The following is a 26,326-nucleotide window of genomic DNA, read 5'->3' as shown; positions in this document are numbered from 1 at the left end:
GATCACTTTTTCGCTGGCTGCTGGCGGTAATGTTCCAGACGCTCGCGAAAATAGGCGCGCAGATGTTCCGGCTGCTCCATTTCCACTTCATCGGCATTCACCGGCAGATTATTACGCTCGCGCACCGCGACAGTTCCGGCCGCGAGCCCGGCACTCACTTTGTCCATTTCTTCTTTACTGAGCCCTGCGAGTGATGTGTTCATGGTGTCTCCTTTAACTGAATGGTTACGTTGTCCCGCACTGTCTTTATTCTGCTGCCGTTCCGGCCAGGGTTTTCAGCATGCCGTCAGCGCAATACTTCTCCAGCAATGCCAGATCGGTTTCCTGATGCGCTGAGGAAAGAAAGCGGGCAATGGCGTCGTGGTCGTCTTCTCCCCAGATAAAGATTTTGTCGGGATGATAAAAAGCATGATCTTTTATCGAGGCATTATTGGTTATCAGCTTTTTGTTGAATGCCATCGCTTCGAGCGCGCGCAGCGTTAATCCGCGTTGGCCGGGCTTATTGATTTCGAGCACGACGGTGGAACCTTTGAGTTTTTCAATATTTTGCTGATAACTGAGTTTTTGATTGATGCAGAAGGCCGGATAATGGGGGTTTTCCGCATCACCGCCCACCAGATAAAAATCCGGCTGGCACTGATTTTCCTGCAACAACGGCGCCAGTTGGTTAATCAGGTTGGCCCGGTCATCATCATAGCCACCGACATAAAAGCATGAGTGCGCAGACGGGGCGTTGGCCGGTTCAGCCCGCCACGCCGCGATGTCGTTGCGGGTGAAGGGTAAAAACTGATCGACATAGGCAAGTTGATATTTCAGGCAATCTTCCGGGTCGAAACTGTAGATAACGTCAAAAACAGGTTTCACTCTGTCCAGATAGTTTTCATTGTCGGAAAGCAATTTCAGGCGGCGGCGCTTAGAGGTCAGTGCCGACACGGCGTCACGCAAAACGAGGATCTTTTTACAACGCAGCGGCGCAATCAGATCCAGCAACAGGAACGCGCTGTAACCATTGCAAATGATCACATCGTTATCAGCGACATGCCGAAATTTTATCGCACTTTGCCATCTGGCATGGCAGCGCCTGAGCGTGTTTCCAGGCAGGAGATTTTGCACAGACTTGAAATGCTGTTTGACGCGATAAATCTCACTGACGTTAAAGTCTTTTTTGAGGGCAGACGTCATCATCCTTTCGTATTCTGAGTTCCACTCAACGAAATGTATGTTGGCTGCTTTCCTTTGATGATTACCCATTACGCTCCCCTTTTTTACCCCGCAGTCTACCATTTCCGGTGCGCAAAGGGGGCGCGTAAGGCGCCCGGATTCGCCTGGTATTTCACAATTGGTTTACAAAATCGCCAGAATCAGGTCATTATTCAGGCTTCTTTTGCACTGAACGGAGCCTCAAGATGACGCGAATGACGGCCAAAGATTTTCCCCCTGAACTCCTCGAATACTTTGATTTCTACGTGCATGGCAAGATGACCAAACGGGAGTTTCTCGATCTCTCGGCGAAATTTGTGGTCGGCGGATTATCGGCAGCGGCGCTCACCACGCTGATGACACCGAATTATGCCTATGCCGAGCAGGTCGAATTCACCGATCCGGACATTGTGGCGGAATATATTCAGTATCCGTCGCCGCAGGGGCACGGCAGCGTGCGCGGGTATCTGGTGCGTCCGGCAAAAGCCACCGGCAAGGTGCCGGGCGTGGTGGTGGTGCATGAAAATCGCGGGCTGAATCCCTACATCGAAGACGTGGCGCGCCGCGTGGCGAAAGCCGGATACATCGCGCTGGCACCGGATGGCCTCAGCTCGGTGGGCGGTTATCCCGGTAACGATGAAAAGGGACGCGAGCTGCAAAAAGGCGTTGATCCGACCAAGCTGATGAATGATTTCTTCGCCGCCATCGAATTTCTGATGCACCACGATACGGCCACCGGCAAAGTCGGCATCACCGGTTTCTGTTACGGCGGCGGGGTGGCGAATGCCTCGGCGGTGGCCTATCCCGAACTGGCGGCGGCGGTGCCTTTTTACGGGCGTCAGCCGAAAGCAGAAGACGTGGCACGTATCAAAGCGCCGTTGCTGCTGCATTACGCCGAGCTGGATAAGCCGATCACCGAAGGCTGGCCCGCGTATGAAGCCGCGCTCAAAGCCAATAACAAGGTCTATGAAGGGTATGTCTATCCCGGCGTAAATCACGGGTTCCATAATGATTCGACGCCGCGTTATGACAAAGCGGCAGCGGATCTGGCGTGGGAAAGAACCCTGGCCTGGTTTAAAAAGTATCTTGATCCGCAGAAAGAAAGCGCCTGACAGCACGTGCGTAAAAGAAAAGGGCGGGATCGCAAAATCCCGCCCTTTTTTTACGTGTCAGACGCCGGTCAGGATTTCAGAACGCCGTCGAAATCTGATGCATCATGACGTTCTTCCAGCTGCTCATCGCCCCAGGTGCGGTTGACAATGCGCCCGCGTTTCACCGCCGGACGGCTGGCGACTTCTTCGGCCCAGCGCTGGAAGTGCTTGTAGGACTGAATGTCGAGGAACTCAGCAGACTCATACAGCCCGCCCTGCGCCAGACTGCCGTACCAGGTGAAAATGGCGATATCGGCAATGGTGTACTCTTCACCGGCAATAAAACGGTGCTCCGCCAGCTGGCGGTCTAACACGTCGAGCTGGCGTTTGGCTTCCATCGTAAAGCGGTTAATGGCGTATTCGATTTTGACCGGTGCGTAATGGTAGAAGTGGCCGAAACCGCCGCCCAGATACGGCGCGGAGCCTTGCAGCCAGAACAACCAGTTCAGGGTTTCGGTGCGTCCGGCGAGGTCTTTTGGCAGGAACTTGCCGAACTTCTCTGCCAGATACAGCAGGATGTTGCCGGATTCAAACACGCGGATCGGCGGGGTGGTGGAGTTATCCAGCAGCGCCGGGATTTTCGAGTTCGGGTTGACGTCTACAAAGCCGCTGGAGAACTGATCGCCTTCGTTGATGCGGATGATAAACGCATCGTACTCTGCGCCGCTGATGCCCAGCGCCAGTAACTCTTCCAGCAGAATAGTCACTTTCTGGCCGTTCGGCGTACCGAGGGAATAGAGCTGCAACGGATGCCTGCCGACCGGCAATGTTTTTTCATGAGTCGGGCCCGCTACCGGGCGGTTGATGTTCGAGAATTTACTGACTTCGTCTTTATTCCAGGTCCAGACTTTCGGTGGCTGATACTGTTCTGACATTGAAATCTCCGCATCTTTTTTTAGGTTAGGACAGAGAAGTCTAGCAGGAGATGAAAAAGCGCGACGCTGAGAATGTGCCCTGCCGGATGCAGGGCACGCACAAGGCTTAATCCTGCATTAATGCGCTGCGCCCGCCGTCCATGACGATGGTGGTACCGGCGATAAACCCGGCAGCCTGACTGGCCAAATACAGGCACAATTCGCCCACTTCTTCTGACGTACCGATGCGCCCGACCGGGTGTTTCCTGATGGTTTCCTCGCGGGAGGCTTCGCCGTCTTCATGGGCGTCAAACCACAGCTGGTTGCCCGCCGTATCAATAAAACCGGGTGCGATCCCTACCGTGCGGATCGCCGGGCCCCATTCGATGGTCAGGCTTTGCACCAGCGAAAGCAGGGCGCGTTTGGTGATGTTGTAGGGCGCGCAGCCGGGCATGGTGGAAAACGCGTGATTCGAGGTCATGATCAGGATCACGCCTTTGGATTTTTCCAGCAATGCGCGGCAGCATTTGGCGATATACCAGTGCGAACGCAGGTTGAGATCCAGATTGTGATGCCAGTCTTCCGGTTCGCAGTCGATGCCTTTGAAAACGTTTTTACCGGCATTCGACACCAGCACATCCAGCCGACCAAAGCGTGTTTCTACCTCTCTGATGAAATTCGCGATGGCGTCCGTTTTGGTGATATCGACGGAATAATAAAAGAATTGCTCCGGGAACTGCGCCTGCAATTTCATGGCGTGCGGGGCGTTATCCGCAGAAGAAAATGCGCAACCAATCACGATGTCACCGTGATGCAGGAAGGTGCGTGCGATGGCGTGACCGATGCCCTGACTGGCACCGGTGACGATCACAACGCGCGGGAATGTAAGCGTGGTAGTCATAAGAACTCCGCAACATTAAAGGGAAAAAGTGCTGATGAAGGTGTCGATCGACTGATGGTCTTCTGCCGTCAGTGTCCAGCCCGGATGGCGGCAGTAGTCGGTGGCGATGATCCCGCGTTTGTGCAAAATAGTTTTCTCCACCTGAATGATGTATTCACAGTGGGTCATCCAGCGGCGGATCCACGGTAAAAGCCGGGCGTGCAGTGCCCGCGCCTGATCGTGTTCGCCTGCCTGCCACAAACGGTAAATCTGCACGTAAATCTCGCTGAACGAACAGCCTGGCATCACGCCTTTGCCGCCCGCGCTGAGCATCTCCGGCATGTATAAACCGGCGTAACCGTTAAGCACGCTGGCCTGCGGCGCGCGTTGCAGAAACTCACGGGTGTAATCCACCGGCGGATTGCATTCGATTTTAAACACCGCGTGCGGGTAGCGTCTGGCCACCTCGCTGAGCTTCTCCGGCGTAATCGACAAACCGGTTTCACCTGGCGCGTACTGCACCATGACCGGGATCTCCACGGCTTCCAACACCGAGAAAATGTGGTGCGAAATCGCGGCGTTATCCGGTTGCAGGAAAAACGGCGGCAGCAGCATCAGGGCATCGGCACCGCGTTTCTGATAATCCCGCGCCCGTTTCACCGCCACTTCGGTGCTGTGATCGGTGACGGACAGGGCGCGGAAAATGCCGCTGCCGCTCAGCGTGGAAATAAACTGATCGGCGAGCCGCAGCCGTTCGCTGTCCTCGAGTTTGGGGAATTCGCTGGCAATACCAAACAGCGTCAGCCCCTGAATGCCGGTGTCGGCAAGGTGGCCAAGCAGGCGGTCAACGCTCGCGTAATCCGGTTCGCCCTGCGCGGTGAAAGGCAGCGCGGCAATCGGATTGACGCCGCAAATCTGTGAAGATGAATACATCATTACACCTCGTCACGGTCGGCTAAGACCGCGCCCTGTGCGGCCGGTAATGCCCAGCGGCGGTATAAACGCAGGAAGCCGCGTGGCACCTGTTTTTCGACCGGCACCCAGTGTTGGCGGCGCACGGCCAGTACGTCTGCGCTGACGTTAAGCGTCAGCTCGCGGGTCGGAATATTGATGGTGATGATGTCGCCGTTTTCGACCAGCGCCAGATCGCCGCCGTCGCTGGCCTCCGGCGAAATATGGCCGACAAACAGCCCGCGGTTGGAGCCGGAGAAGCGCCCGTCGGTGATCAGCGCGCAGCTGTCAGACAGCCCCATGCCTTCGAGGCATTTCATCGGCTTGTACATTTCCGGCATTCCCGGCCCGCCTTTCGGCCCTTCGTAACGCAGCACCAGCGCACTGCCCGGCGGGATGTCGCCGGAAAGAATGGCGTCCACCGATTCCTGTTCGCTGTTAAACACCACCGCCGGGCCGCTGAAGATCATCAGGTCTTCCGGCACGGCCGCCGGTTTCACCACGCAGCCGAGCGGCGAGAGATTGCCATGCAGCACCGCCACACCGGCTTCATTGCGCACCGGGATCGCCAGCGTATGAATGACTTCCGGGCGCGAAGTTTCAGGCTGCGTTTCCAGCCACTGGCGCTTGGTCTGGCCGCTGACGGTCAGTGCATCCAGATGCATCAGCGCGCTGATTTCTTTCTCGACCGCCGTCACGCCACCGGCTTCCCAGAAGTCGATCATGTCGTGCTCTGACGCCGGATACAGCGCGGCGACCAGCGGCACGTGATGGCTGAGTTTGTCGAAATCCGACAGCGGCAGATGGCCGTATTCGGCTTCGTAATGAATGGCCTGTAAATGCAGGATGGCGTTGGTGGAGCCGCCGGTCGCCAGCAGGTAAATCATGGCGTTGCGGATAGCGTCCGGCGTGATGATCTGGCGCGCATTCACGCCGCGTTTCACCAGATCTACCGCCGTCTGACCGGTGCGGAAGGCGCATTCCCGGCGCTGTGGCGAAATGGCGGGCAGGGTGCTGCTGCCGGGTAAACTCATGCCCATCACTTCGGCGATGCAGCACATGGTATTGGCGGTGCCGTACATGGTGCAGGAGCCGGGGCCGGGCTCGGCGATATCTTCGATGTGACGGAATTCTGCCTCGTCGATTTCACCGCGCTTTTTCCAGCCGATGGCTTCGGTCACGATGTTGCCGTCCCAGTCTTTGCCGTGATAGCGCGCCGGATACATCGGCCCGCCGTTGACCAGAATCGCCGGAATATCCAGACGTGCCGCCGCCATCAGCATGGCGGGCACGATTTTGTCGCACGAGCCGAGCATCACCATGCCGTCGAAACGGTGGGCGCGCATCATCACTTCGATGGAGCTTGCGATCACTTCGCGGGCGGCCAGAATGTAACGCATGCCCAGATGGCCTTCGGCGATGCCGTCGCACGGCGCAATGGTGCCAAATACCATGCCGACGCCACCGGCTTCGTCAATGCCTTTGAGGACTTCGGCGGTCAGCTCATTGAGGTTCACATGACCGGCGGTGGCGTTGGTGTAGCTGTTCACCACGGCGATCACCGGACGGCGCAGTTGCTCATCGGTATGCCCCATCGACTTGTACAGCGCGCGTTTCAGTGCGCCGTCGTCTCCGCTTAACACCGGGTTAAAGTGGTCACCACAGGTTCCACATCCGTTACTGCATCCGCTCATACACTGCCTCTTTTTAATGATGATTCAACGCCGCTTTCAGCCGCTGGTTCAGGGCTGCGACGGGGATTAACCAGCCGTGCTGGTAACAAAAATATCAATGGCGCACACAGCAGCAGGAAGGCGGCGAGAATATACAGGCCCATGTTGGTGCTGCCGGTGTTGTCTTTCAGCCAGCCGAGAACGGTCGGGCCGAAGAATCCGGCCAGGTTGCCGACCGAGTTGACCAGCGCGATACCGGCCGCCGCCGCGGTGCCGGAAAGCAGCGTGCCGGGCAGGCTGATGTAGGTGGGGATAAGCGCCAGCGTGCCGGACATGGCTAAGCAAATCCATGCCATCATCCATACCGTTGAGCCGCTGCAATAGGCGCTCAGGCTCAGGCCGACCGCACCGATAATGGCGGGAATGGCGATATGCCAGCGGCGTTCACGGCGTAAATCTGAGTGGCGGCTGTTCCACACCATAAACACGGCGCCGGACACGTAAGGCAGGGCGGCGAGCAGGCCGATGTGAAAATCATCGGTCACGCCGGAGGTTTTGATGATCGACGGCAGCCAGAAATTAATGCCGTAGTAACCGATGTTAAAGCTGAAGAAAATCAGCGCCAGCAGCCAGACGTAGCCATTTTTAAACATCATTTTCAGGCTTTGCGGCGGTTTACCGGCGTTGGCTATCAGGCTGCGCTGACGGTCTGTTTCCAGATCCTCAGCGACAATCTGTTTCTCTTGCGCACTTAACCAGCGGGCGGCGTTGACGTCGTTATCAAGATATTTCAGTACCACAAAAGCCAGCAGGAAAGAGGGGATCGCTTCCACCACAAACAGCCATTGCCAGTTGTGCAGGCCATCGACGCCCTCAAAGGTTTTCAAAATCAAACCGGACAGCGGGCTGCCAATGATGGTGGACAGCGGCGTGACCAAAATGAACAGGCCGAGCGTGCGTGCCGAGCGCCACGACGGAAACCACAGCGTGAGATAAAAGACGATACCGGGGAAGAAACCGGCTTCGGCCACGCCGAGCAGGAAGCGCAGCACATAGAATTGCATCGGCGTGGTCACAAAGATCATCGCCGCTGACAGCACCGCCCAGCTGATCATGATCCGCGCTATCCAGAAGCGCGGGCCGTAGCGTTGCATCATCAGGTTGCTCGGCAGTTCAAACAGGAAATAGCCGATGAAAAAGATACCGGCACCCAGCCCGTACACCGTGTCGCTGAAGTTCAGCGCATCCTGCATATGCAGTTTGGCAAAACCGATATTGACGCGATCCAGATAAGCGAAGAAGTAGCACAGAATTAAAAACGGGATCAGGCGACGGGTGATTTTGCTGTACACCGCGTCAGCTCTGTTTTCAGAATGAATAATCGCCATAGGTTCTGATCTCTTCATTTCCCCCGCCGTCAGGAAGGGGAAAACGGGGTTAGTAAAGAGAGCTGCCGATACTTCTCAGAGGCAGGCCGGACATCAGGTTTTTCTCGATATTTTCCAGCGAGATGTTTTTGGTTTCAGGCACGAAAAGCAGGGTGAGAATGATGCACAGGACGTTCAGCACGGCGTAGAGCCAGAAGGTGCCCGCGCTGCCCACCGAGTCGATAAGCGTCAGGAAGGTCGCGCCGATAATGGTGTTGGCGATCCAGTTCGCCATGGTGGAGCAGGTCACGCCGAAATCGCGCCCGGCCAGCGGCTGGATCTCTGAACACAACACCCAGATCAGCGGCCCGGCGCTCATGGCAAAACCGGTGATGAAAATCAGCAACAGGATGACGGCGGTGTATTGCTGCACCGGGCTGGTGATGCCGATGAAGAACATGTAACCCAGTAACGCCATGCAAATCGCCATCACGCTGAAACCGAGTTTGAGGATCGGCTTGCGTCCCCAGCGGTCCACCAGACCGATCGCAATGAACGTCGCCAGCACGTTGGTTAAACCGGCGATCACCGTGCCCCACATCTGCTGTTGGGTGGAGGCAAAACCGGCAATGGCAAAGATTTTCGGTGCGTAATACATGATGACGGTCATGCCGGTGAACTGCTGCATGAACTGCAATAACACGCCGAGGCAGGTGGAGCGGCGAAAATGACTGCTGGCACGAAACAGCTGCCAGCCGCGCTGGCTTACCTTCACGCTTTCGCGGATGGCGTCCAGCTCGGTGTGCGCTTCCCTTTCGCTGGAGCGCAACAGCAGCAACACTTTCTGCGCCAGCGCATGTTTGTTTTTCATCATCAGCCAGCGCGGGCTTTCCGGCAGGGTGAGAACCCCGGCAAACAGCACCAGCGCCGGAAAGGTGATGATGCCCAGCATCCAGCGCCAGTTGCCGCTTTGGCTGAAGGCCGTGTCGGAGAGAAACGCCACCAGGATCCCGATGGTGATCATCAGCTGATACATGGAAATCATGCTGCCACGGATATGTTCCGGCGCGATTTCAGACAGATACAGCGGTGCGACGAACGAGGCGACGCCGACCGCCGCGCCGAGCAGGAAACGCGAGACGATCAGAGTCTGCAAATCGGGGGCGAAGGCGCAACCGACCGACCCTGCGACAAAAAGCGCCGCGCCAATCAGCAGCGTTTTTTTACGTCCGATACGGGTACACATCGGGCCGCTGCACAGCGCGCCCAGCGCCGCGCCGACCATCATGACGCTGACCACCATTTCCTGCTGATGGCTGCTCAGCCCGAATTCCTGTGCCAGAAACGGTAACGCGCCCGCGATCACGCCCATATCCAGCCCGAACAGCAGACCGGCCAGCGCGGCTAAAAAACACACCAGCAACGTTTGCCGGTTGGTGCGGGGAACAGAGTGTGGAATTGCATGTGTCGTCATACGAAACCTCGGAGGTCATTTTATGTTTTTACAGGGATGTGTAGGGAAAGCAGAGTGGCCCGCGGTCAGGTGGTTTTACGGCTCAGCAGCGCTTCATGCGCCTGATGCCACGCCGCCTGATAAGCCAGCGCGCGTTCGCGCAGTGCGGTCAGGGAAATGCCCGGCTGATAGAGGCCACCACCCAGCCCGAAACCGCGTGCGCCAGATTGCAGATACATGTGCATTTGTGCGGCATCGGCGCTGATCCCGCCGACCGGCAGGCACAGGGTTTTTTCCGGCAATACCACCAGCATTGCTTTGGTGATGGCCGGGGTGATCATCTCCGCCGGAAACAGCTTCAGGGCGCTGGCACCGGCATTGAGCGCGGCAAAGGCTTCGCCCGGCGTGGCGACGCCCGGCAGGCTGACTAAACCGAGCGCACAGGTGGCGCGGATAACTGAAAGATCGGGGTTCGGGGAGATAATCAGCTGACCCCCGGCTTCCGCCACCTGATGTACCTGACGTTCGCTGAGCACGGTACCCGCGCCGACAAAACCGTTATCACCGACGGTTTTCGCCATGATGGCGATCGACACCAGCGGTTGCGGGCTGTTAAGCGGCACTTCCAGCCAGGTAAATCCGCATTCCAGCAGGGTACGCGCCACGCCTTCGGCTTCGGCGGGCGTCACACCCCGTAAAATGGCAATCAGCGGCAACCGGCATTGCTGCCAGCGGGTGGAAAAATTCAGTGCATTCATGTGCGTTCTCCGTTCAGGCTGCGGCAGATAGCGGCCATGCCTTCAATGAAACAGTCATTGCCGTCAGCCGGTTGCAGGCTGATGCCCATCTGGCTGGCAGCGCGGGTGTAGCGTTCGGTTAACGCCGGGGAACCGACGATCCACGCCTGCGTTTCCGGCAGGGCCAGCAGCTCTGCGCCAATGAGTAAACCGGAGAGGTAGCTGGCAACGTCTGCGGGAGGCAGCGTGCCGTCGAGCCGCAGGGTGCGCGCCGAGAACAGCGCATTGCTGAGAAACGGCGCTGCGGGTGCATGACTGACGCCAAGCGCAAAGGCGCTGGCATCGTCTGACGGCTCAGGCAAATCCCGGCCCAGCAGCGAATGGTTGAGCATCACGGCGTAGATTTCGCCGGTCATAAAGGTGCTGAAATGCCGGATCTGGCCGTTCAGCAGGAAGGCATGTTTGCTGTGCGTACCCGGTAAAATCACACAGTGCTGCGCCTGCGGATGCAGTGCCGCCAGCCCGGTCAGCTGGACTTCCTCTCCGCGCATCACGTCGGGCAGGCCGAACGCGTTTGGGCCGCTGACGCCCGCAATTATCTGGCACGGGCTTCCCCATGGCGTGTTCACCGTGGCGACCTGCGCGGCGAGCTGCTCACCTCCGGCGGGCAGGGCGACGTAAGGCACTTCCAGCCAGCCTTGCTGTGAGCCGACCATTCCCGCCATCAGCAGCGGCAGCGTGGGGTACTTGTCCAGCCACGGCTGAATCAGAGGCTGCAACGCCGCCGCAAACTGCCGGTCGGGTACGTTAAGCAGGCCGCAGGGGGCGTGAGTCGTGGCAACACAGAGGGAATCCTTCATCAGGAACGCCCGAAAATTCGAGGTTCCCCAGTCAATGGCAATCCAGTGTTTGTGCATGGCGCTCTCATTCTTGAGTTACAACAATATAAATCTTGTATGACAAGAATGATGGGTGAGAAATAACCTTATTACTGTGAGGGAGATCGGAAGTTAGCGAATCAGGCGGGAAAAGCGTTAAAAGAAGTGCTGATACTTTTCGGGGATCTCACGCCAGATATGTTTGTGCGCGGCGCTGAGTAAGATGTGACGCATGCACTGGCGCGCCTCGTCGACCTGCTTGAGGCGAATGGCTTCGAACAGATCCCGGTGCTGCTGTACGGCATCCTGCGTCAGAGTGAGATCCTCTTCGAGGGTTTGCTTAAAAGAGAGCAGCATCGCCGCAGACAGCGCGCTGCCGACGGAAGAGAGGAACGGGTTATGGCAGGCTTTGAGCACCGCCGTATGGAAAGCCAGATCGCCCTGTTCAAACTGGGCGGCAGAACCCTTTTGCTGCCCGGATTGCATGGCGTGCAGCGCATTTTCGATGGCGGCGAGATCGTTTCCGTTGGCATTGAGCGCCGCCATGGCCGCGACGTCCGGTTCGAAAATCAGGCGCGTGAGCATCAGTTGCTCAACCAGTTCGGATTCAATCCCGACGTCTTCCAGCCATGAGAGCACGTCGGCATCCAGAAAACTCCACTGCTCGCGCGGCGTGACGATACTGCGGCGCTTGGCCTGGATCAGTAACATGCCTTTTGCCCCCAGCACCTGAAGCGCGTTGCGAACCGACGTGCGCGACGCCTCGTACTGCTGCGCCAGCTCATTTTCTCCCGCAATCGGCATGCCAACGGCCAGCTCACCACGAATAATACGCAGCGCTAAATCGCGGGTAATGGATTCTGAAACGGAAGCGGTGAGTTTGTTCATGAAGTTTCCGGTGAGGCAGCGGCAACAAGACGCCGGGAGATTAAGTCACTGTAATGGCGACATGTTACACCGCAATCTCTCATAACCCAACCGGCTGCGGATACAAGCCTTTACGCTTCCATTTCACATCGGCTACCGACTGGCCGCTGTGGATTTTTCCCTGCAACAGCAGATTAAATTTGGCACTGGTGGCGCGCATTAAGCGGCTTTGCAGAATATACACCGCCTCCGTGCCGAGCTCGCGGCAGGGCAGAAGCATCGAGGTGAAATTCATCGGCGTCGCGGTTTTCATCTCATGGGCGAAATCCATGCTCATCAGTGAAATATCTTCCGGAACCCGGATGCCCATTGCGGTCAGCGCTTCCAGCGTGGCGTGGGCAATCGGCGTACTGCCGCAGACAATCGCCGAGGGCAGCGTTTCCCGTTTGTGTTCGCGCAGGTATTTATCAATGCTTTCCCGCGCCTGTTCCTTGCCGTTACCTTTATTGATCAGCAGATGAGTGGCTTCATCAAAAGCAATGTGATGTTCAAGACAGGCGCGTTTGAAACCGTCCAGACGCTGCATCATGGTTTCCCGTCGCAGATCGGTGAACAGCAATACCGGCCTGTGCCCCTTCTGGAATAAATAATGTGCCGCACTGTAGCCGATGGAATAGTGATCGGCGGAAACACAGTCGAGGCGCATTTCGCTGTCTTTCGCGTTGATCATCACCACCGGTTTATTGGATTCCGCCGCCAGCCGGTACAGCATCACATCATCAATGCCGATAATAATAATGCCATCCACATCCGACTGGCTGAGCGCCTGCATGAAACCGGCGATATCCGGATCATTCACCGTCAGCGCGCATTTTCGCACGTGAATGTCGAAACGGCTGACCTCCGCCGTTATTTCCTGAATGGCTTCATAATAATAGAGATCTTCATGGGGAGAGAATGCAGCCGGTGGCGCGCAAATTAACAGAGTATTCATTAACAGGCGGCTGGCGGGAATGTCGCGCAAAATACCCATATTTCTGGCATGGGTAAATACTTTTTCTTTTGCCTGCGGGCTGACATTCGCTTTGCCAGCTAATACCCGGGAAACAGTGCTGGGAGAAAGCCCTGTTAACTCGGCTATTTGCCTGATTTTTAATTTTCCTGTCATTTTGTGATCAACGCCTCATTAGCTTATGGACTTATTACCACGTGTAACTGTTTGTAATTCATCAGCTATTCATCATCATAGCAAATCCGAAATGCCGCGCTGCAATTCCTGTCACAAATACCGATTGTTGGAAAAAAATGCCATTACTATTCTCTCAGCAATAAGTGTTGCAGCAGATTTTAAGTATTTATCCGCGCCAGATGAAATGACGAAACACGTAAAATCAGTCATTAAATCAGCAAGGTGACGGCTGCCCATCAGTCTGAAATCAGGAATAAAATAATGCTGAAAATAGCGATCGTTGGTACCGGTAATATTTCACATAACCATATTCAGGGATATTTGCAGTTTGCTGACCGTTGTCAGATTGTCGCGCTGGTGGATATTTATCCTGAGAAAGCCGAAGAGAAGAAACGGCATTACGGCCTGACAGAGGCCAAAGTCTATGCCAGCCATCAGGATATTCTCGGCGACCCGGACATTGACGTTTTTGACATCTGTACGCCGCCGTATGTCCATGCGCAAATTTCAATTGATGCGCTGACCGCGGGCAAGCATGTGCTGTGTGAAAAGCCGATGGCGGCATCATTACAGGAATGCGATGCGATGATAAGCGCTGCGCAGGCGAGCGGCAAAACGTTGTCGATCATTGCCCAGAACCGCTTTACCGATGCGTTCTGGCGGCTGAAAAAAGTCATCGATTCCGGCGAAGCGGGCAAAGTCTGCCATGCGCAGGTGGACTCTTTCTGGTGGCGCGGCCACTCGTATTACGATTTGTGGTGGCGCGGCACCTGGGAAAAAGAGGCGGGTGGTTGCACGCTCAATCACGCTGTTCACCATATCGATGCGATTCAGTGGATGCTGGGTTTCCCGTCGGAAGTGGTCTCGATGATCACCAATGCCGCGCACGACAATGCCGAAGTGGAAGATCTCTCGGCGGCGATTTTCAAATATGACTCCGGTGCGCTGACCCAGCTGACCGCCTCGGTGGTGCATCACGGCGAAGATCAGAAGATGGTGATCCAGGGCGAGCGCGCGCGGATCTCGGCGCCGTGGGACACTTTCGCCAGCATTTCTGCACCTAACGGTTTCCCTGTCGAAGCACGTGATACGGCGCGGGAAAACCGTCTTGATGACATTTATCAGTCCATTCCTGCGCTGACGTACACGCTGCACACCGGTCAGATCGACAATTTCCTCACTGCGCTGGAAACCGAAACCGCACCGCTGGTCGACGGCGTGCAGGGCAAACGCTCACTGGAGCTGATTGCCGCGATTTATAAATCCGCCATTACCCGCAGCATTGTGACGCTGCCGATTTTGCCGTCGGATCCTTTCTATCAGACCGGCGGACTGGTGTCGCTGGCACCGCACTTTTATGAGAAATCCGCCTCGGTGGAAAACTTCGCCAATGAAGAGGCGATCCCTCTGGGCAAAAACATGGATAAAGGAGCCTGAAGATGAGCATTCAAGACGGTATGAACTATGCGCCGGTCGGGAAACCGCAGCCGGTGGTGAAGCCGGGCGAGTTTGTGATCGCGGCGGCGGCGCTGGATCACGGGCATATTTACGGCATGTGTAACGGGCTGATTGAAGCCGGTGCCAGCCTGAAATGGGTTTACGATCCGGATCCGGAAAAGGTGCAAAAATTTGTCAGCCAGTATCCGCAGGTGGCGGTGGCAGATTCGTTGGAAACGATCCTCGCCGACAGAGAAGTTCAGCTGGTGGCGGGCGCGGGCGTGCCTTCTGAACGCTGCGCCCTTGGGCTGAAAGTGATGGAGGCCGGTAAAGATTATTTCACCGATAAAGCACCGCTGACCACGCTGGAACAACTGGCCGCGGCGAAAGCCAAAGTGGCCGCCACCGGGCGAAAATATGCGGTTTATTACAGCGAGCGGCTGCACGTTGAGAGTGCGGTTTTCGCCGGACAACTGGTGCAGGAAGGGGCGATCGGGCGGGTTATCCAGACGCTGGGCACCGGGCCACACCGCGAAGGCGAGGGCCGACCGGACTGGTTTTACGAACGGGAAAAATTCGGCGGCATTCTGTGTGATATCGGCAGCCATCAGATCGAACAGTTCCTGTTTTACACCGGCAACCGCAACGCCCGCGTGGTCGCCGCGCAGGCGATGAATTTTAACCATCCGGCATCCCCGCGTTTTGAAGATTTCGGCGACGCGATGCTGGAAGGCGACAATGGCGCACGCGGTTATTTCCGCTGCGACTGGTTCACGCCAGACGGGCTGAGCACCTGGGGCGACGGGCGTCTGACGCTGCTGGGTACCGAAGGCTACATCGAGATGCGCAAATATGTCGATATCACGCGCGGCGAGCAGGATGTGGTGTATCTGGTGAATCAGCAGGGCGAGTTCCGCTATCCGGTGTCAGGAAAAGTGGGCTTCCCGTTCTTCGGCCAGCTGATTCTCGATTGCCTGAATCGCACCGAAAACGCCATGACCCAGGAGCATGCGTTTAAAGCCGCCGAGTTGTGCGTGCGGGCGCAGATGCTGGCAAATCAGGCGGGACAATCGGTGTAATCCGGAGGCGCGTCATGAAAACCATTAATGCGGCCATCATCGGTTGCGGGGCCATTCACACCTGCCATGCCGGGGCGATCCTGCAAAATCCGGCCAGCCGTTTACAGGCCATTGCCGAATGCGATGTTGAAAAAGGCCAGGCGCTGGCGCAGCAGTATCAGTGTGCGTTTTACGCCGATTACGCCGAAATGCTGCGCGATCCGCACATTGACGTGGTGCATATTTGCCTGCCGCATTATCTGCATCAGGAAGCCATTCTCGCCGCACTGGCGGCGGGAAAACACGTGTTTACCGAGAAACCGGCGGTACTCAATCCCGGCGAAATCAAGGCGGTTAAAAAAGCGCTGACCGACTCGGGAAGGCTGCTCGGGGTGTGTTATCAGAACCGGCTTAACCCGTCGAGCCAGAAAATCCACGCGCTGCTGGCAAGCGGCGCGCTGGGCAAAATGCTGAGCATTAAAGCCGTGCTGACCTGGTCACGCGGCGGAACCTACTACAGCCAGAGCCCGTGGCGCGGGCATTTCGCGACCGAAGGCGGCAGTCTGCTGATCAATCAGGCGATCCACACACTGGATCTGATGCAATGGTTTGGCGGCGGCGTTCGGGCGATAAAAGGTGTAGTGGACAGCCATTTTCTGGGAGAGGTGACCGAGAACGAAGACACCGCCATGGCCAGCCTGATACTGGCGAATGGTGCACGCGGGCTGTTTTATGCCAGCAACTGTCACAGCACCGATTCCCCGTTGCTGCTGGAAATCCACTGTGAAAACGGGCTGCTGCAACTGCACCACAACGCGCTGTGGCTGATCTCAGGAGAAAATAAAACGCTGCTGGTCAGCGATCACAGCCCGGCAGGGCAGGGGAAAAGTTACTGGGGCGATAGCCATCGTCAGGCCATTAATAATTTCACGCACTCTGTCCGGTCTTTCGAGAACAGAAACCTTGAAGATGACAATTATACCTCTCTGGATGAGGCCGATATTTCCCTCAAGATGGTTGAGGCGATTTATCGTTCCTCACAATTAAGACAATGGATCACGCTTGAATAAATAATATTAATAATAACCCTACATTCACAGGATAATAAAAATGAAGCCTACTGAACGCAGAGTCGGTTACGGCACGGCCATAGGTTATGGCGTGACGGATTTATTTGGTGGCGGTGCATTCGCCGTTATTGGTACCTGGCTTTTATTCTTTTATACGACCTATTGTGGATTATCCGTATTAGAGGCCGGGTCAATATTCGCCATTGCCCGCGTCATCGACGCCATATTAAGTCCGATTATGGGCTACATCACCGATAATTTCGCCAACACCTGGCTTGGGAAAAAGTTTGGCCGCCGCCGGTTTTTCCTGCTGATCAGTTCCCCGCTGATGTTCCTGTATGCGCTGGTCTGGGTAACCGACATGAGCTACTGGTATTATCTCGGCACCTATCTGTCTATCGAGTTGCTTTCGGCCATGGTGCTGGTGCCGTGGGAGACGCTCTCTTCTGAAATGACCAACCGCTTCAGCGAACGCACCCGCCTGTCTGGCGTACGTATGATCTGCTCCCAGCTCGGTGGCCTGCTGGCGGTGTCGATCCCCGGTGTGATTATGCAATTCACCGGTAAAGATAATCCGATGACGTACACGTATACCGGTATTATTTTCGCCTGTATTTTCTGCGTCGCGGTGTTTACCACCTGGATGTGTACCTGGGAAGCCAAAGACGTGCGGGAAGAGTTTGAGCCGGAACCGCTGGGCGCAAACAGCGGCGGATTGCTGCACCATTTAAAAAGCCTGGCGCTGGATCTTCTTTCCTCCTTTAAAATACGTATGTTCCGCCAGCATATTATTATCTATATTTTCTCTTTTACCGCGCTGGATGTATTTGGTGCCGTCTTTACTTATTACGTGGTGTACGGATTACATCTGAGTGCGTCGGCGGTATCGGGGTATTTAACCGTTGCGGCATTAGCCTCCGTGCCTTCCACCTTTATTTTTATGATGCTGCTGGAAAAAATCAATATGTCACCTTCCGGCGCATTACGGCTGGCTTACGGCATTATTTTCTGCGTGCTGGCATTCCTGTTCTATGTGTATATCACCGAAATGACGGTGTCTGTTTTGCTGTTCTCGGCAGTGTTCGCGGTGTTCGGTTTTGCCCGCGCCGGGCTGTATTACATTCCGTGGAATATCTACAGCTTTATTCCCGACGTGGATGAAATCGTCACCAAAAAACGTCGCGAAGGGATATTCGCCGGTGTGATGGTACTGACCCGCAAAAGCACCGTGGCGCTGGCAATCATGCTGATCGGCATCGTGTTGCAGGAGAGCGGTTTCGTCAAAGGGCAGGGTATGCAACCGGTCAGCGCGCTGCATGCGATTATCGGGCTGATGATATTCGCCACCGCCGCACTGCTGGCCGTCAGTTTTTACATGACATTCAAATTTAAACTGACACGTGACACCCACAAAACGCTGATCAAAGAGGTGGCGCGTCTGAAACTGGGCGGCGATCTTGCAGACTGCACGCCGGAGTGCCAGAAAGTGATCAAAGACCTGACCGGCTATGAGTACAGTGAAGTCTGGGGCGCAGGGGCCAGGGGAAAAGTGCTACACAGTGAAGTGACGGGGTAGCGTGAAAAGGCGGGCAGCGCGGCTGCCCGCTCACGGCTACTGCGCGGGCAGGGTCTGATTTCCGTCTCCCAGTGCGCGCTGCATAAATACGGTATCCAGCCAGCGGCCATGCTTGAAACCCACCGAGTGCAGGGTCCCTTTTATCTGAAAACCGGCCGCGAGATGCAGGTTGATCGACGCGGTATTGTCGCTGTCGCCGACGTTTCCAATCAACTGACGAAAGCCGTGAGTTTCCGCCCAGTCGATGGCGCGGCGAAGCAGCGCTTTACCCGCTCCCCGTTTCTGAAAACCGGGATCAATATAAATAGAATCTTCCAGCGTGAACCGGTAAGCGAAACGCTCGCGGTAACGGCCAAGATAGCAAAATCCTTTCACTTCCCCTTCATGCAGCACCACCAGCCACAGCAGACCGGCCTCTTTGATTTTTTTCAGACGGGCGGATATTTCACTTTGCTCAGGCGGCTGAGTCTCGAACGACGCCGTTCCGTGAAAGACGTGCCAGGCATAAATTTTTTGCATCGCGGGAACATGTTGTTCATCCGCTTCAATAATTTCCATTCTTACTGCTCCGCAGAGGGTGCCAAATCACTACTTTTTGCGTAAACAGGGCCCGAAGGCAAACTGTTTTTGACAGGTATAAGTAAAACGTCTGGATACCCCTGCCGGCCGCTGTTCTGTGTTTATACTTTTTTCTTCTTATCGATACTTTTTTGGTTTTTTAATCACCGTCGGTCCTCCTGTTATAGTCAGTGTCTTTGCACATTAGCGCTTATTTTTTAAGGATAAAGAGTGAAACTGACAACCTCTCATTTTCGGGCCGGAGCCCTGGTTTTGCTGGCGGGTTTACTGCTGGCAGGCTGTGACCAAAAAAGCAGTGATGCGAAACATATTAAGGTGGGGGTGATTAACGGCGCCGAGCAGGATGTGGCGGAAGTGGCTAAAAAAGTCGCCAAAGAGAAATACGGTCTGGAGGTCGAGCTGGTCGGTTTCAGCGGTTCGCTACTGCCGAACGATGCCACCGAGCATGGCGATCTGGATGCGAACGTCTTCCAGCATCGCCCGTTCCTTGAACAGGACAATAAAGCGCATAACTATCATCTGGTCGCCGTCGGTAATACCTTCGTTTTCCCGATGGCCGGTTATTCAAAGAAAATTAAAACCGTTGATCAACTCAGCGAAGGCGCGACGGTCGCGATCCCGAATGATCCGACCAATCTCGGGCGTGCGCTGTTGCTGCTGCAAAAAGAAAAACTGATCACCCTCAAAGAGGGAACCGGCCTGCTGCCGACGGCGCTGGATATCACTGCAAACCCGCATCACCTGAACATTATGCAGCTGGAAGGTGCGCAGTTACCGCGCGTACTGGACGACCCGAAAGTTGACGTGGCGATCATCAGCACCACCTACATTCAGCAAACCGGACTCTCGCCGGTGCATGACAGCGTGTTTATCGAAGATAAAAACTCTCCCTACGTCAATATTCTGGTCGCGCGGGAAGACAATAAAGAGGCGCAGAACGTGAAGGAGTTTCTGAATTCTTACCAGTCGCCAGAAGTGGCGAAGGCGGCAGAGAAAATCTTTAACGGTGGCGCGGTGCCGGGGTGGTGACAGGCGGTTGAGGTGTCAGGCAGGCGCTGAACCGCGCCTGTCTGACCAAAGCGTCACATCATGATGCCGCTTTATTTATGTTGTTTCGCAAACTCTTCTTTGGCTTTCTTCAACTGCTGCTGGAAGGCGTCGTTGGTGTGAAGCGTGGCGACCACCGCGGAGCCGACGATGCGGGCGGCATCGACATCGCTCTGCCAGTGGTATCCGCAGATCACACGGCTCTGGCCCAGATCATAACCGCGCTGAAGGATTTGATCCTGACGTTGCGGGTTGATTTCAGTCAGTACCAGCGCGGTCGCCCAGCCGATAGAGGTGTGGCCGGAAGGATAGGATCCGTTCTTCGACAGCTTATCTTGCTCGGTGGTGTTACAGGTCGGCACGCCGTAGAACGCAAACGGACGAATGCGCATGTACTTCTCTTTGGCTGAGCGGGTCGCCAGATCGCCGGCATCTTCAATCATATTGGTCAAAAGCTTGTGCAATTCAGGCGTATCTTTGGCTGTGATCGGCGAGCCAAACGCACCGGAGAAGGCATTCGCCACGCCGCCGCCGCTCAGGTTAGCGTCTTCAGCAGCCTGTTTGCCGCGCTCGGTTGAACGCAGCAACCGGCCTTGTTCATACATGGCCTGATCGTTGAGAAACGCGATGCTGCCAACGGCAGGTGGCGGCGGGAGAAGCGTCAGGCTGTTGATCGCCTGATCATTTTTCAGATAGTAAAGGTCTGGTTTGGTGGTCGCATCGTTGCCGGTGAGGGCGAATGCATTGACAGAAAACAGGCTGGCGAGGCAAAAAGTAGTCAAAGTCTTCATCAAAGTTTCCTTACTTACATCTTAGATTTCATTACGAACTCATTTCCGTAACATTTTTTAACATGTGTAAGTAAAACAAATTTTTTGCAGGAAAGTTTGCGTGAGATCTCAAAACTGGGAATTTGTGGAGATTGCTGTCAGTTAAGCCAGGCAGCGACACCCCCGTGTCTGGAACAAGTCCCCCGTCTATGCGTACTGAAACTGTAGGTGCCATCCCTGCACTGAGCCGATGCGCCATCGGGCGCGTTACCCGATTTTGTGTGCGCCGGACGGTGAATTTCCTGCCCGTCAGAGTTGGTGTAATCCCCTTGCTCGACAAGTTCATTATCCTGAGGCGGAGACTGCGTATGCTGCTTTGCCGTTGCAGTATTGAATAAAAGCGTGATCGCAAAAAGAACAAATCCGAGTAAGCGCATGATGGCACTGCATCCCTGTCGTTGCTGTATGGGTTGTAATTATTTGCGACGAGAATACACCTGAAAACCACATAAACAATGCTGATATTTGAACAGTAGTTGAGCGTCTAAAGAACGTGCATAAGGAGAAGGGGGGATATATTTTTTGGAGCAAGATGAACAGGATTTGAAGGGATGGATGGTGTTCCTACAGGAGTTGAATTATTTATTAACATACTGTTTTATATTGATTTATGTTTTTTACTTGGTGTTTTATACCCATTTTTGTGCCCATGATCTAGTAAATGTAAAACAAGCACTTTTGGAAAAATATACTGCTGTCCATACTATTTCTCTTGGTAAGATCTGCCTAAGAATCTGTTGCTTTTAGTTAACGTTGCACGTCTATGTAAGTCGATGTCGAGTTTTAAATCATCTTTATCAATCGCACTTATTTTATCGCTATTTAAAGTTAAAATATATTGCACATCTTCTAAGCAGCTAGATTTCTCAGATAGATAATTCAGGCTTTTAATTAAAGTATCATGATCTACATCGAAAATATTATCGTGAATTAAAATTTTAGGATGGCGAATAAAGGTATCGTGTGTTAACAATAACGCAATGTCGTAAAAGAATACTTTTTCTCTTTCATTACTATGGCTACCATCATCAAAAATCCTTAAATCGAAATTTAGGACTTCCTTTTTATCGCTTACAGATATATCAAAAGAACACTTTCTATTTTCCATTACATATTCATGTATTGAAAAAATCGTCTCTTGAAATTCTGATATGGTACTTTTTTGATTTGAAATTGATAGATCTAACTCTAGCGTTTTAGAAGACTTCTCAGCTTTACTAACTTTGCTTTTTAATTCGTAATCATCATATTTTTTTATAAACATAGAAAGTTGGGATAGTTCTTCTAGTTTTTTTTCATAGGCTAAAAATAAAACCTTAATATTCCTAAGTTGACCAGACTGTTTGAGGATAGATGTTTTTGAATGTAAGTTCTTTACTATCTCTGAAATATATAAGTCTAACTCTTCTATTTCTAATGATAATGTTTCTTTTCTGGAGTCAATGAGTGTTCTTTGGAAATCATCTATTTTTCTTTTGAATCTAATAACTTCACTTAGTTCTTTTCCAATATTATCACCAAGGCCAGCTCTCAAGTTATTATAAAGCTCGATAACTTCTCTATCATCAATATAATTGTCACCGACCAATAGGTTTATTTTATTTATCTCAGCTTTGATGATGGTTCTCTTATTACGGAGCACATCTAATTGGTCTTCATACGAGGAAACCTCATCCCTGATCATGTCAAAGGTTTTATCACCCTCAAGCATATCCATTTCTTTTTTAATCTTCTTTAACTGAAAATCTAGGTCATTTACTTCAGCTCTTGCATTAGCAAGCTTTTTCCCAGTAATGCTTTCAATATCTTCTTTTAATTTCTTTTTAGCGGTAGATAAATCTAAAATGGTTTTTTGTAACCCTTTTATTTCGCGGTATAAATTTATGTTTATTCCGAAAAGATATAAGTGTGGTGTGTAGTCAGCAGGAACTCTTGATTTTGTATCATAACAATCAATGATGGATTTAAATTCAGATCTTTCATCTCTTATTAATGGGCCAAGCATACTTCTGAAGGAAGGATGAACGCTTATCTTATCATTTTTGAACATTAATAATGTAAGGAATTTCGTTGCATCTTCAATTGAAGAGAATGTTTTTTTGATACCATTAACATAAAGGGTAGGGCTGCTCTCCTCAATAATACTTCTCTTGCAAATTATATTATTATTATCAATATTGAAGTCTAAGCATATTTTTATTTCATGAGAGAAGTCTTTTGTTGGTATTTTTGCTAATCGGCTACGCTTAAAATCTTTCATTAGAGTGAAGTTTATAAATTCTATTAACAATGATTTCCCAACACCATTTGTTTTGTTGGATGTAATATCCTTCTCTCCGAGAATAAGATTAATTCCAGATTTAAACTCAACCGGCTCAAAGGAGAATGGTTCACTATATAGCTTGTTAATTTTTATCATTTTTTAAAGCCAAATAAGGTTCGTTAAATTCTATCAAGTCTAGAACATATAAGAATATCATACCATAATAAATTGAGCGCACGCCAATTAATTTTCTTTTCCTAAGTTCCTTGGCTAAAGAAAATATACTGATTACATTCTGTTTATGTAATATTTTTAATATCTCCGCACCTACTATTGGCGCGGATTTCCCTATGTCTTCATCTTTGGAGAATATTTTTAGCATGGTAGTGATGCCTTATTAGGGAAAACATTACATCTAATCATATTGTCAATTAAATAATATTGTATTGCCGAATCATCATAGTCAATGCCGTCAGCTATTAGTTTTGCGGCGTAATAATCGGTCATTTTGTTAAGAGCTTTTACGGGATCACCATCACATTCATTTAGAGTCGAGTCACTGAATCTTTTCAAGTAAACAGCTATTTTATTTAAGTTTAATATTCCTGCGTCACTCTGAGAGCTAATTTCAGCTAAAATCCCAGCATAAGTGCTAATTAATGAAACGTATATGCCAAGTAGATAATCAGCATATGCTGAGAATCGGGTATTTATTTTTTTGTGCGGGTCTGGCTCATCTAGGAAACCATTGCCACTCATTGGGTGATCTTCAGTGCTTAGTATTTTAATCATACCTAAAATAGTCGAAACTTCTTTTGGTGCCTTATTGTTTTTTATTTCAGGGAGTTGGCTTTCTAAATAATCGTAAATATTTTTAATCTTCTCTGGAGGAAGGGCGGAAATAGTTTTAATTAAATCTGTATAATCCCATACGTCATCTTTTATTTGGATCTTGAAACTATCACCATAAGTTAATGCTTTGTATTTTTTCTTTTTAGTAAGTATCAAGATTTTCAAACGGTCTATTTTATTTGCATTTTCACTTAAAACAAAACCATCTATCGTATGTTTGATTTTTTGAAAGTCCGACGTTGATGTAACTTGGACTGCTATTCTTTTATTAAAATCCACTAAGTCAATTGCTTTGGCGTTTGACGTGATTGTATTGGCATTAATTAATTCGAATCCATAGATTAGATTGAGTAAATCACAAAAGAAAAATTCAGCATGGATATTGATATCAGTAAGATTCAGACATGTCTTCAACTCTACTTCATGGGCAAGAATAGCGAGTTTATTCGTAATTTTTTCCATGTAATGTTGTCTTTGAAGCATAAGACTGAACTCCTGTAAAATGGTTTAAAACTTCATTACTACTATCATCAATGAGCCACTTGGCGCACTGCTAGGCCAACAAGTAAGGGTTTGCTTTTCTAAAATTAATTACTCAGCGTGCTTGCGCGCAATGCTATCCCCGCCACGCGAGCCCGCTTTTACATCACTTTTAATGCATATGCATGCTCATAGCCCGCCAGCAAAGGTCTTGAGGTTATTAAAAAATACTCATTTTTTAATGCAAAAGCATGCAGTCAGAATGCACCACTCATTCAGAAAAAATCAATAATTTGATCGTGTTTCTATCATGATTTTTTGAAGTAAAGCGGATTCAGTACAAGAACAGGGGTAGTGGGGGAGGAGGTAATAAGAAGTGAGCACCTCAAAAGCATGATCACGCCTTGATACTCATTTTTGTGATGAGCAATATTTGCCGTTATAGCACCGTTGCGCTAAAAACTTCGTCTCAGTTTGATGAGAGCCAGTTTCACAATAACGCGTTTCTGAGCCGTGTCGAAAGGTTAGTGCGTTGTCTTTTCTCTTAATGAGGGATTAATTACCCGATTAATAGTTTTATAGATTTACTATTTATGATCTGAAGGGGTTATTGAGTTAAGCAATTTTCGAATTCATTATTCTTAATCACCTCGGTTTTTCTTTATACCCTGAGTTGGATAGCTACCAAAGATTTTTGTAGATTCATTTTGCCGTCCAGAAGGGACATATGAATTTTATCAGGCAGGGAAAATACCAGGGTTGTATGCGATGGGATGGTACGAGAACTAAAAATGGTGTCCCCTACAGGAATCGAACCTGTAACTAGCCCTTAGGAGGGGCTTGTTATATCCGTTTAACTAAGGAGACACGGGCGCCTGTGGAAAGCGCCTGCGTAGTATACCCGTTTTTCTCTCAATAATAAGGCGTTAGCCTGCCGTTTGGTCGTTTCCTCGCCAGTTGCGGCGGTTTTACTGACGTTTACGGCTTCGCGGCCTCTTTCTTCGCGGCTTCCTGTTCCTCTTTTTTGGCTTTGGCTTTCTTCTGGTTACTCATGTCGTTACGGATCTGCGCGTGGCTTATCAGTGCGAAGATAAAGGTGCCACCGGCGATGTTCCCCGCGAGCGTTGGCAGGGCGAACGGCCAGATGAATTCATACCAGGGGATCGCGCCGGAGAACACCAGGTAGAGAACCTCCACCGAACCGACCACGATGTGCGTCAGGTCGCCTATCGCCACCATGTAAGTCATCAGCATGATCACCCAGAGTTTGGCGGCACCGGCTGACGGGATCATCCACACCATCGTGGCAATCAGCCAGCCGGACACCATTCCGCCGACAAACATGGCTTCCGGGCCTTTCTCCATGATCTCCAGACTGATGGTGCGGAAGGCTTCGTCAGTGGTGGTATCGAAGAACGGCACCAGATGGAACGCCAGCGCCGCAATCCCGCCGCCGAGGATGTTGCCGCCCAGCACCAGGCCCCATAACCGCAGCAGCAACAGGATATTTTTGCCGGTCAGTTTTTGCATCACCGGTAAAACCGCCGTCACGGTGTTTTCAGTGAACAGCTGCTGGCGCGCCATGATCACAATAATGAACCCGACGGTATAACCGATGTTCTCGATGAAGAACCGTTCCGGGGAATCCGGCAGGCGTGCGTGCAGAATGCCTTTCGCCATTAATGACGCGCTGATGGAAAGCCCGGCGGCGATGGCTGACCACAATAAAGCCTGCCCGTCGCGCTCCAGCTCTTTCTCACCTTCCATGCGGATAACTTCGTGTACCGCTGCGGCTTTGGACGGCAAATTGTCCTCGCCGGTTTCGATCTCTTTGCCCTGTGCGTGCTCGTCGCTGTCGACGTCACTGCTTTCCTGTTTTTTGTGCTCTTGTTGCATGGTGATTCCTTCGGTGTGCCGCAAGGCGGCTTTAAAAT

Annotated in this window: 25 protein-coding genes and 1 tRNA gene; 6 read left to right on the top strand and 20 right to left on the bottom strand. The window is 52.3% G+C overall.

Translation table 11 applies throughout. The annotated features are described in order from the left end of the window. Nucleotides 1-2 precede the first annotated feature (2 nt). Together ABSH60_RS03730 and ABSH60_RS03725 are read right to left on the bottom strand one after the other, a co-directional pair. A complete protein-coding gene (locus tag ABSH60_RS03730) occupies nt 3-203 on the bottom strand; it encodes a DNA polymerase III subunit theta (protein WP_056774278.1) in 201 nt (66 codons plus the stop codon). 43 nt (nt 204-246) lie between these two features. Beyond that, nucleotides 247-1,185, bottom strand: a complete 939-nt coding sequence (locus ABSH60_RS03725) for a hypothetical protein (RefSeq protein WP_390972756.1) — start codon at nt 1,183-1,185, stop codon at nt 247-249. 221 nt (nt 1,186-1,406) lie between these two features. Here ABSH60_RS03725 and yghX point away from each other — a divergent pair, with 221 nt between their 5' ends. Continuing rightward, nucleotides 1,407-2,312, top strand: coding sequence for a YghX family hydrolase (yghX, locus tag ABSH60_RS03720; protein WP_390972754.1), 906 nt, complete (start codon nt 1,407-1,409; stop codon nt 2,310-2,312). Nucleotides 2,313-2,380: 68 nt separating this feature from the next. Here the strand turns inward: yghX and yghU are convergent, their stop codons facing one another. The 10 genes from yghU to ABSH60_RS03670 all read right to left on the bottom strand — a co-directional run bounded on the left by yghU (nt 2,381) and on the right by ABSH60_RS03670 (nt 13,179). Further along, nucleotides 2,381-3,226, bottom strand: a complete 846-nt coding sequence (gene yghU, locus ABSH60_RS03715) for a glutathione-dependent disulfide-bond oxidoreductase (protein WP_136375690.1) — start codon at nt 3,224-3,226, stop codon at nt 2,381-2,383. A gap of 106 nt (nt 3,227-3,332) precedes the next feature. Continuing rightward, a complete protein-coding gene (locus ABSH60_RS03710) occupies nt 3,333-4,106 on the bottom strand; it encodes an SDR family oxidoreductase (RefSeq protein WP_390972751.1) in 774 nt (257 codons plus the stop codon). 15 nt (nt 4,107-4,121) lie between these two features. Next, nucleotides 4,122-5,018 (bottom strand): dihydrodipicolinate synthase family protein, encoded by an 897-nt coding sequence (locus tag ABSH60_RS03705; RefSeq protein WP_183847835.1) that lies wholly within the window; start codon nt 5,016-5,018, stop codon nt 4,122-4,124. Nucleotides 5,019-5,020: 2 nt separating this feature from the next. Continuing rightward, nucleotides 5,021-6,730 (bottom strand): dihydroxy-acid dehydratase, encoded by a 1,710-nt coding sequence (gene ilvD / locus ABSH60_RS03700; protein ID WP_183847833.1) that lies wholly within the window; start codon nt 6,728-6,730, stop codon nt 5,021-5,023. Then, on the bottom strand, nt 6,727-8,115 hold the full coding sequence (locus ABSH60_RS03695) for an MFS transporter (protein WP_390972749.1): 1,389 nt from the start codon (nt 8,113-8,115) through the stop codon (nt 6,727-6,729). Before ABSH60_RS03695 ends, ilvD begins: the two co-directional genes overlap by 4 nt. Before the next feature lie 31 nt (nt 8,116-8,146). Further along, complete coding sequence (locus ABSH60_RS03690; RefSeq protein WP_390972747.1) at nt 8,147-9,550, bottom strand: sugar porter family MFS transporter; 1,404 nt, start codon at nt 9,548-9,550, stop codon at nt 8,147-8,149. Between the two features lie 65 nt (nt 9,551-9,615). After that, complete coding sequence (locus tag ABSH60_RS03685) at nt 9,616-10,287, bottom strand: 2-dehydro-3-deoxy-6-phosphogalactonate aldolase (RefSeq protein ID WP_390972746.1); 672 nt, start codon at nt 10,285-10,287, stop codon at nt 9,616-9,618. Beyond that, nucleotides 10,284-11,183, bottom strand: coding sequence for a 2-dehydro-3-deoxygalactonokinase (locus tag ABSH60_RS03680; protein ID WP_390972744.1), 900 nt, complete (start codon nt 11,181-11,183; stop codon nt 10,284-10,286). Before ABSH60_RS03680 ends, ABSH60_RS03685 begins: the two co-directional genes overlap by 4 nt. 117 nt (nt 11,184-11,300) lie before the next feature. Then, complete coding sequence (locus ABSH60_RS03675; protein WP_056774317.1) at nt 11,301-12,032, bottom strand: FadR/GntR family transcriptional regulator; 732 nt, start codon at nt 12,030-12,032, stop codon at nt 11,301-11,303. Between the two features lie 79 nt (nt 12,033-12,111). Continuing rightward, nucleotides 12,112-13,179, bottom strand: coding sequence for a LacI family DNA-binding transcriptional regulator (locus ABSH60_RS03670; RefSeq protein ID WP_056774321.1), 1,068 nt, complete (start codon nt 13,177-13,179; stop codon nt 12,112-12,114). A 282-nt stretch (nt 13,180-13,461) separates the two neighbouring features. On the opposite strand from ABSH60_RS03670, the gene ABSH60_RS03665 reads away from it, so the two are divergent. Genes ABSH60_RS03665 through ABSH60_RS03650 form a run of 4 tightly spaced genes read left to right on the top strand, consistent with a single transcriptional unit; the run spans nt 13,462 to nt 18,341 of the window. Further along, nucleotides 13,462-14,637 (top strand): Gfo/Idh/MocA family oxidoreductase, encoded by a 1,176-nt coding sequence (locus tag ABSH60_RS03665; RefSeq protein ID WP_390972741.1) that lies wholly within the window; start codon nt 13,462-13,464, stop codon nt 14,635-14,637. 2 nt (nt 14,638-14,639) lie between these two features. Next, nucleotides 14,640-15,716, top strand: coding sequence for a Gfo/Idh/MocA family protein (locus tag ABSH60_RS03660; RefSeq protein ID WP_122097510.1), 1,077 nt, complete (start codon nt 14,640-14,642; stop codon nt 15,714-15,716). 14 nt (nt 15,717-15,730) lie between these two features. After that, nucleotides 15,731-16,765 (top strand): Gfo/Idh/MocA family protein, encoded by a 1,035-nt coding sequence (locus ABSH60_RS03655; RefSeq protein ID WP_122097511.1) that lies wholly within the window; start codon nt 15,731-15,733, stop codon nt 16,763-16,765. A 40-nt stretch (nt 16,766-16,805) separates the two neighbouring features. Next, nucleotides 16,806-18,341: an MFS transporter gene (locus tag ABSH60_RS03650; protein ID WP_390972739.1), complete on the top strand. Its 1,536-nt coding sequence runs from the start codon at nt 16,806-16,808 to the stop codon at nt 18,339-18,341. 36 nt (nt 18,342-18,377) lie between these two features. Here ABSH60_RS03650 and ABSH60_RS03645 read toward each other — a convergent pair whose 3' ends face one another. Further along, entirely contained in the window at nt 18,378-18,899 is a 522-nt protein-coding gene (locus tag ABSH60_RS03645; protein WP_390972737.1) for a GNAT family N-acetyltransferase, read from the bottom strand. 231 nt (nt 18,900-19,130) lie between these two features. Between ABSH60_RS03645 and nlpA the strand changes: the two genes are divergently transcribed. Then, nucleotides 19,131-19,949 (top strand): lipoprotein NlpA, encoded by an 819-nt coding sequence (gene nlpA / locus ABSH60_RS03640; RefSeq protein ID WP_056774346.1) that lies wholly within the window; start codon nt 19,131-19,133, stop codon nt 19,947-19,949. A 71-nt stretch (nt 19,950-20,020) separates the two neighbouring features. On the opposite strand, the gene phoC is transcribed toward nlpA, so the two are convergent. From phoC to ABSH60_RS03605, 7 genes are all read right to left on the bottom strand, one after another. Beyond that, nucleotides 20,021-20,758, bottom strand: coding sequence for an acid phosphatase PhoC (phoC, locus tag ABSH60_RS03635; protein ID WP_056774350.1), 738 nt, complete (start codon nt 20,756-20,758; stop codon nt 20,021-20,023). Nucleotides 20,759-20,895: 137 nt separating this feature from the next. Then, nucleotides 20,896-21,174 (bottom strand): DUF3761 domain-containing protein, encoded by a 279-nt coding sequence (locus ABSH60_RS03630; protein ID WP_072158082.1) that lies wholly within the window; start codon nt 21,172-21,174, stop codon nt 20,896-20,898. A 326-nt stretch (nt 21,175-21,500) separates the two neighbouring features. Beyond that, the gene (locus ABSH60_RS03625; protein WP_390972734.1) at nt 21,501-23,216 is read right to left on the bottom strand and encodes a DUF2326 domain-containing protein; all 1,716 of its coding nucleotides are present in this window, start codon (nt 23,214-23,216) and stop codon (nt 21,501-21,503) included. After that, entirely contained in the window at nt 23,203-23,442 is a 240-nt protein-coding gene (locus ABSH60_RS03620; protein WP_390972732.1) for a hypothetical protein, read from the bottom strand. The genes ABSH60_RS03625 and ABSH60_RS03620 overlap by 14 nt, the downstream gene beginning before the upstream one ends. After that, complete coding sequence (locus ABSH60_RS03615) at nt 23,436-24,374, bottom strand: SMEK domain-containing protein (protein ID WP_390972730.1); 939 nt, start codon at nt 24,372-24,374, stop codon at nt 23,436-23,438. The genes ABSH60_RS03620 and ABSH60_RS03615 overlap by 7 nt, the downstream gene beginning before the upstream one ends. Nucleotides 24,375-25,184: 810 nt before the next feature. Further along, nucleotides 25,185-25,259: transfer RNA gene (locus ABSH60_RS03610), tRNA-Arg, on the bottom strand. Between the two features lie 111 nt (nt 25,260-25,370). Next, entirely contained in the window at nt 25,371-26,288 is a 918-nt protein-coding gene (locus ABSH60_RS03605; RefSeq protein ID WP_390972729.1) for a formate/nitrite transporter family protein, read from the bottom strand. Between the last annotated feature and the right edge of the window lie 38 nt (nt 26,289-26,326).

It is taken from the genome of Rahnella sp. R3(2024) (assembly GCF_042920125.1).
Lineage (GTDB): Bacteria > Pseudomonadota > Gammaproteobacteria > Enterobacterales > Enterobacteriaceae > Rahnella > Rahnella rivi.
This window is presented reverse-complemented; position numbering and strand designations above follow the sequence as displayed.

Excerpts from the sequence above, each read along its gene's own strand:
- ABSH60_RS03695 (WP_390972749.1), bottom strand. The coding sequence starts at position 8,115 with ATGAAGAGATCAGAACCTATGGCGATTATTCATTCTGAAAACAGAGCT.
- ilvD (WP_183847833.1), bottom strand. The coding sequence starts at position 6,730 with ATGAGCGGATGCAGTAACGGATGTGGAACCTGTGGTGACCACTTTAAC.
- ABSH60_RS03660 (WP_122097510.1), top strand. The coding sequence starts at position 14,640 with ATGAGCATTCAAGACGGTATGAACTATGCGCCGGTCGGGAAACCGCAG.
- ABSH60_RS03680 (WP_390972744.1), bottom strand. The coding sequence starts at position 11,183 with ATGCACAAACACTGGATTGCCATTGACTGGGGAACCTCGAATTTTCGG.
- ABSH60_RS03705 (WP_183847835.1), bottom strand. The coding sequence starts at position 5,018 with ATGTATTCATCTTCACAGATTTGCGGCGTCAATCCGATTGCCGCGCTG.
- ABSH60_RS03645 (WP_390972737.1), bottom strand. The coding sequence starts at position 18,899 with ATGGAAATTATTGAAGCGGATGAACAACATGTTCCCGCGATGCAAAAA.
- ABSH60_RS03675 (WP_056774317.1), bottom strand. The coding sequence starts at position 12,032 with ATGAACAAACTCACCGCTTCCGTTTCAGAATCCATTACCCGCGATTTA.
- yghX (WP_390972754.1), top strand. The coding sequence starts at position 1,407 with ATGACGCGAATGACGGCCAAAGATTTTCCCCCTGAACTCCTCGAATAC.
- ABSH60_RS03690 (WP_390972747.1), bottom strand. The coding sequence starts at position 9,550 with ATGACGACACATGCAATTCCACACTCTGTTCCCCGCACCAACCGGCAA.
- ABSH60_RS03605 (WP_390972729.1), bottom strand. The coding sequence starts at position 26,288 with ATGCAACAAGAGCACAAAAAACAGGAAAGCAGTGACGTCGACAGCGAC.
- ABSH60_RS03615 (WP_390972730.1), bottom strand. The coding sequence starts at position 24,374 with ATGGAAAAAATTACGAATAAACTCGCTATTCTTGCCCATGAAGTAGAG.
- ABSH60_RS03620 (WP_390972732.1), bottom strand. The coding sequence starts at position 23,442 with ATGCTAAAAATATTCTCCAAAGATGAAGACATAGGGAAATCCGCGCCA.
- ABSH60_RS03670 (WP_056774321.1), bottom strand. The coding sequence starts at position 13,179 with ATGACAGGAAAATTAAAAATCAGGCAAATAGCCGAGTTAACAGGGCTT.
- ABSH60_RS03685 (WP_390972746.1), bottom strand. The coding sequence starts at position 10,287 with ATGAATGCACTGAATTTTTCCACCCGCTGGCAGCAATGCCGGTTGCCG.
- yghU (WP_136375690.1), bottom strand. The coding sequence starts at position 3,226 with ATGTCAGAACAGTATCAGCCACCGAAAGTCTGGACCTGGAATAAAGAC.
- ABSH60_RS03665 (WP_390972741.1), top strand. The coding sequence starts at position 13,462 with ATGCTGAAAATAGCGATCGTTGGTACCGGTAATATTTCACATAACCAT.
- ABSH60_RS03630 (WP_072158082.1), bottom strand. The coding sequence starts at position 21,174 with ATGCGCTTACTCGGATTTGTTCTTTTTGCGATCACGCTTTTATTCAAT.
- ABSH60_RS03725 (WP_390972756.1), bottom strand. The coding sequence starts at position 1,185 with ATGATGACGTCTGCCCTCAAAAAAGACTTTAACGTCAGTGAGATTTAT.
- ABSH60_RS03710 (WP_390972751.1), bottom strand. The coding sequence starts at position 4,106 with ATGACTACCACGCTTACATTCCCGCGCGTTGTGATCGTCACCGGTGCC.
- ABSH60_RS03655 (WP_122097511.1), top strand. The coding sequence starts at position 15,731 with ATGAAAACCATTAATGCGGCCATCATCGGTTGCGGGGCCATTCACACC.
- ABSH60_RS03730 (WP_056774278.1), bottom strand. The coding sequence starts at position 203 with ATGAACACATCACTCGCAGGGCTCAGTAAAGAAGAAATGGACAAAGTG.
- phoC (WP_056774350.1), bottom strand. The coding sequence starts at position 20,758 with ATGAAGACTTTGACTACTTTTTGCCTCGCCAGCCTGTTTTCTGTCAAT.
- ABSH60_RS03625 (WP_390972734.1), bottom strand. The coding sequence starts at position 23,216 with ATGATAAAAATTAACAAGCTATATAGTGAACCATTCTCCTTTGAGCCG.
- ABSH60_RS03650 (WP_390972739.1), top strand. The coding sequence starts at position 16,806 with ATGAAGCCTACTGAACGCAGAGTCGGTTACGGCACGGCCATAGGTTAT.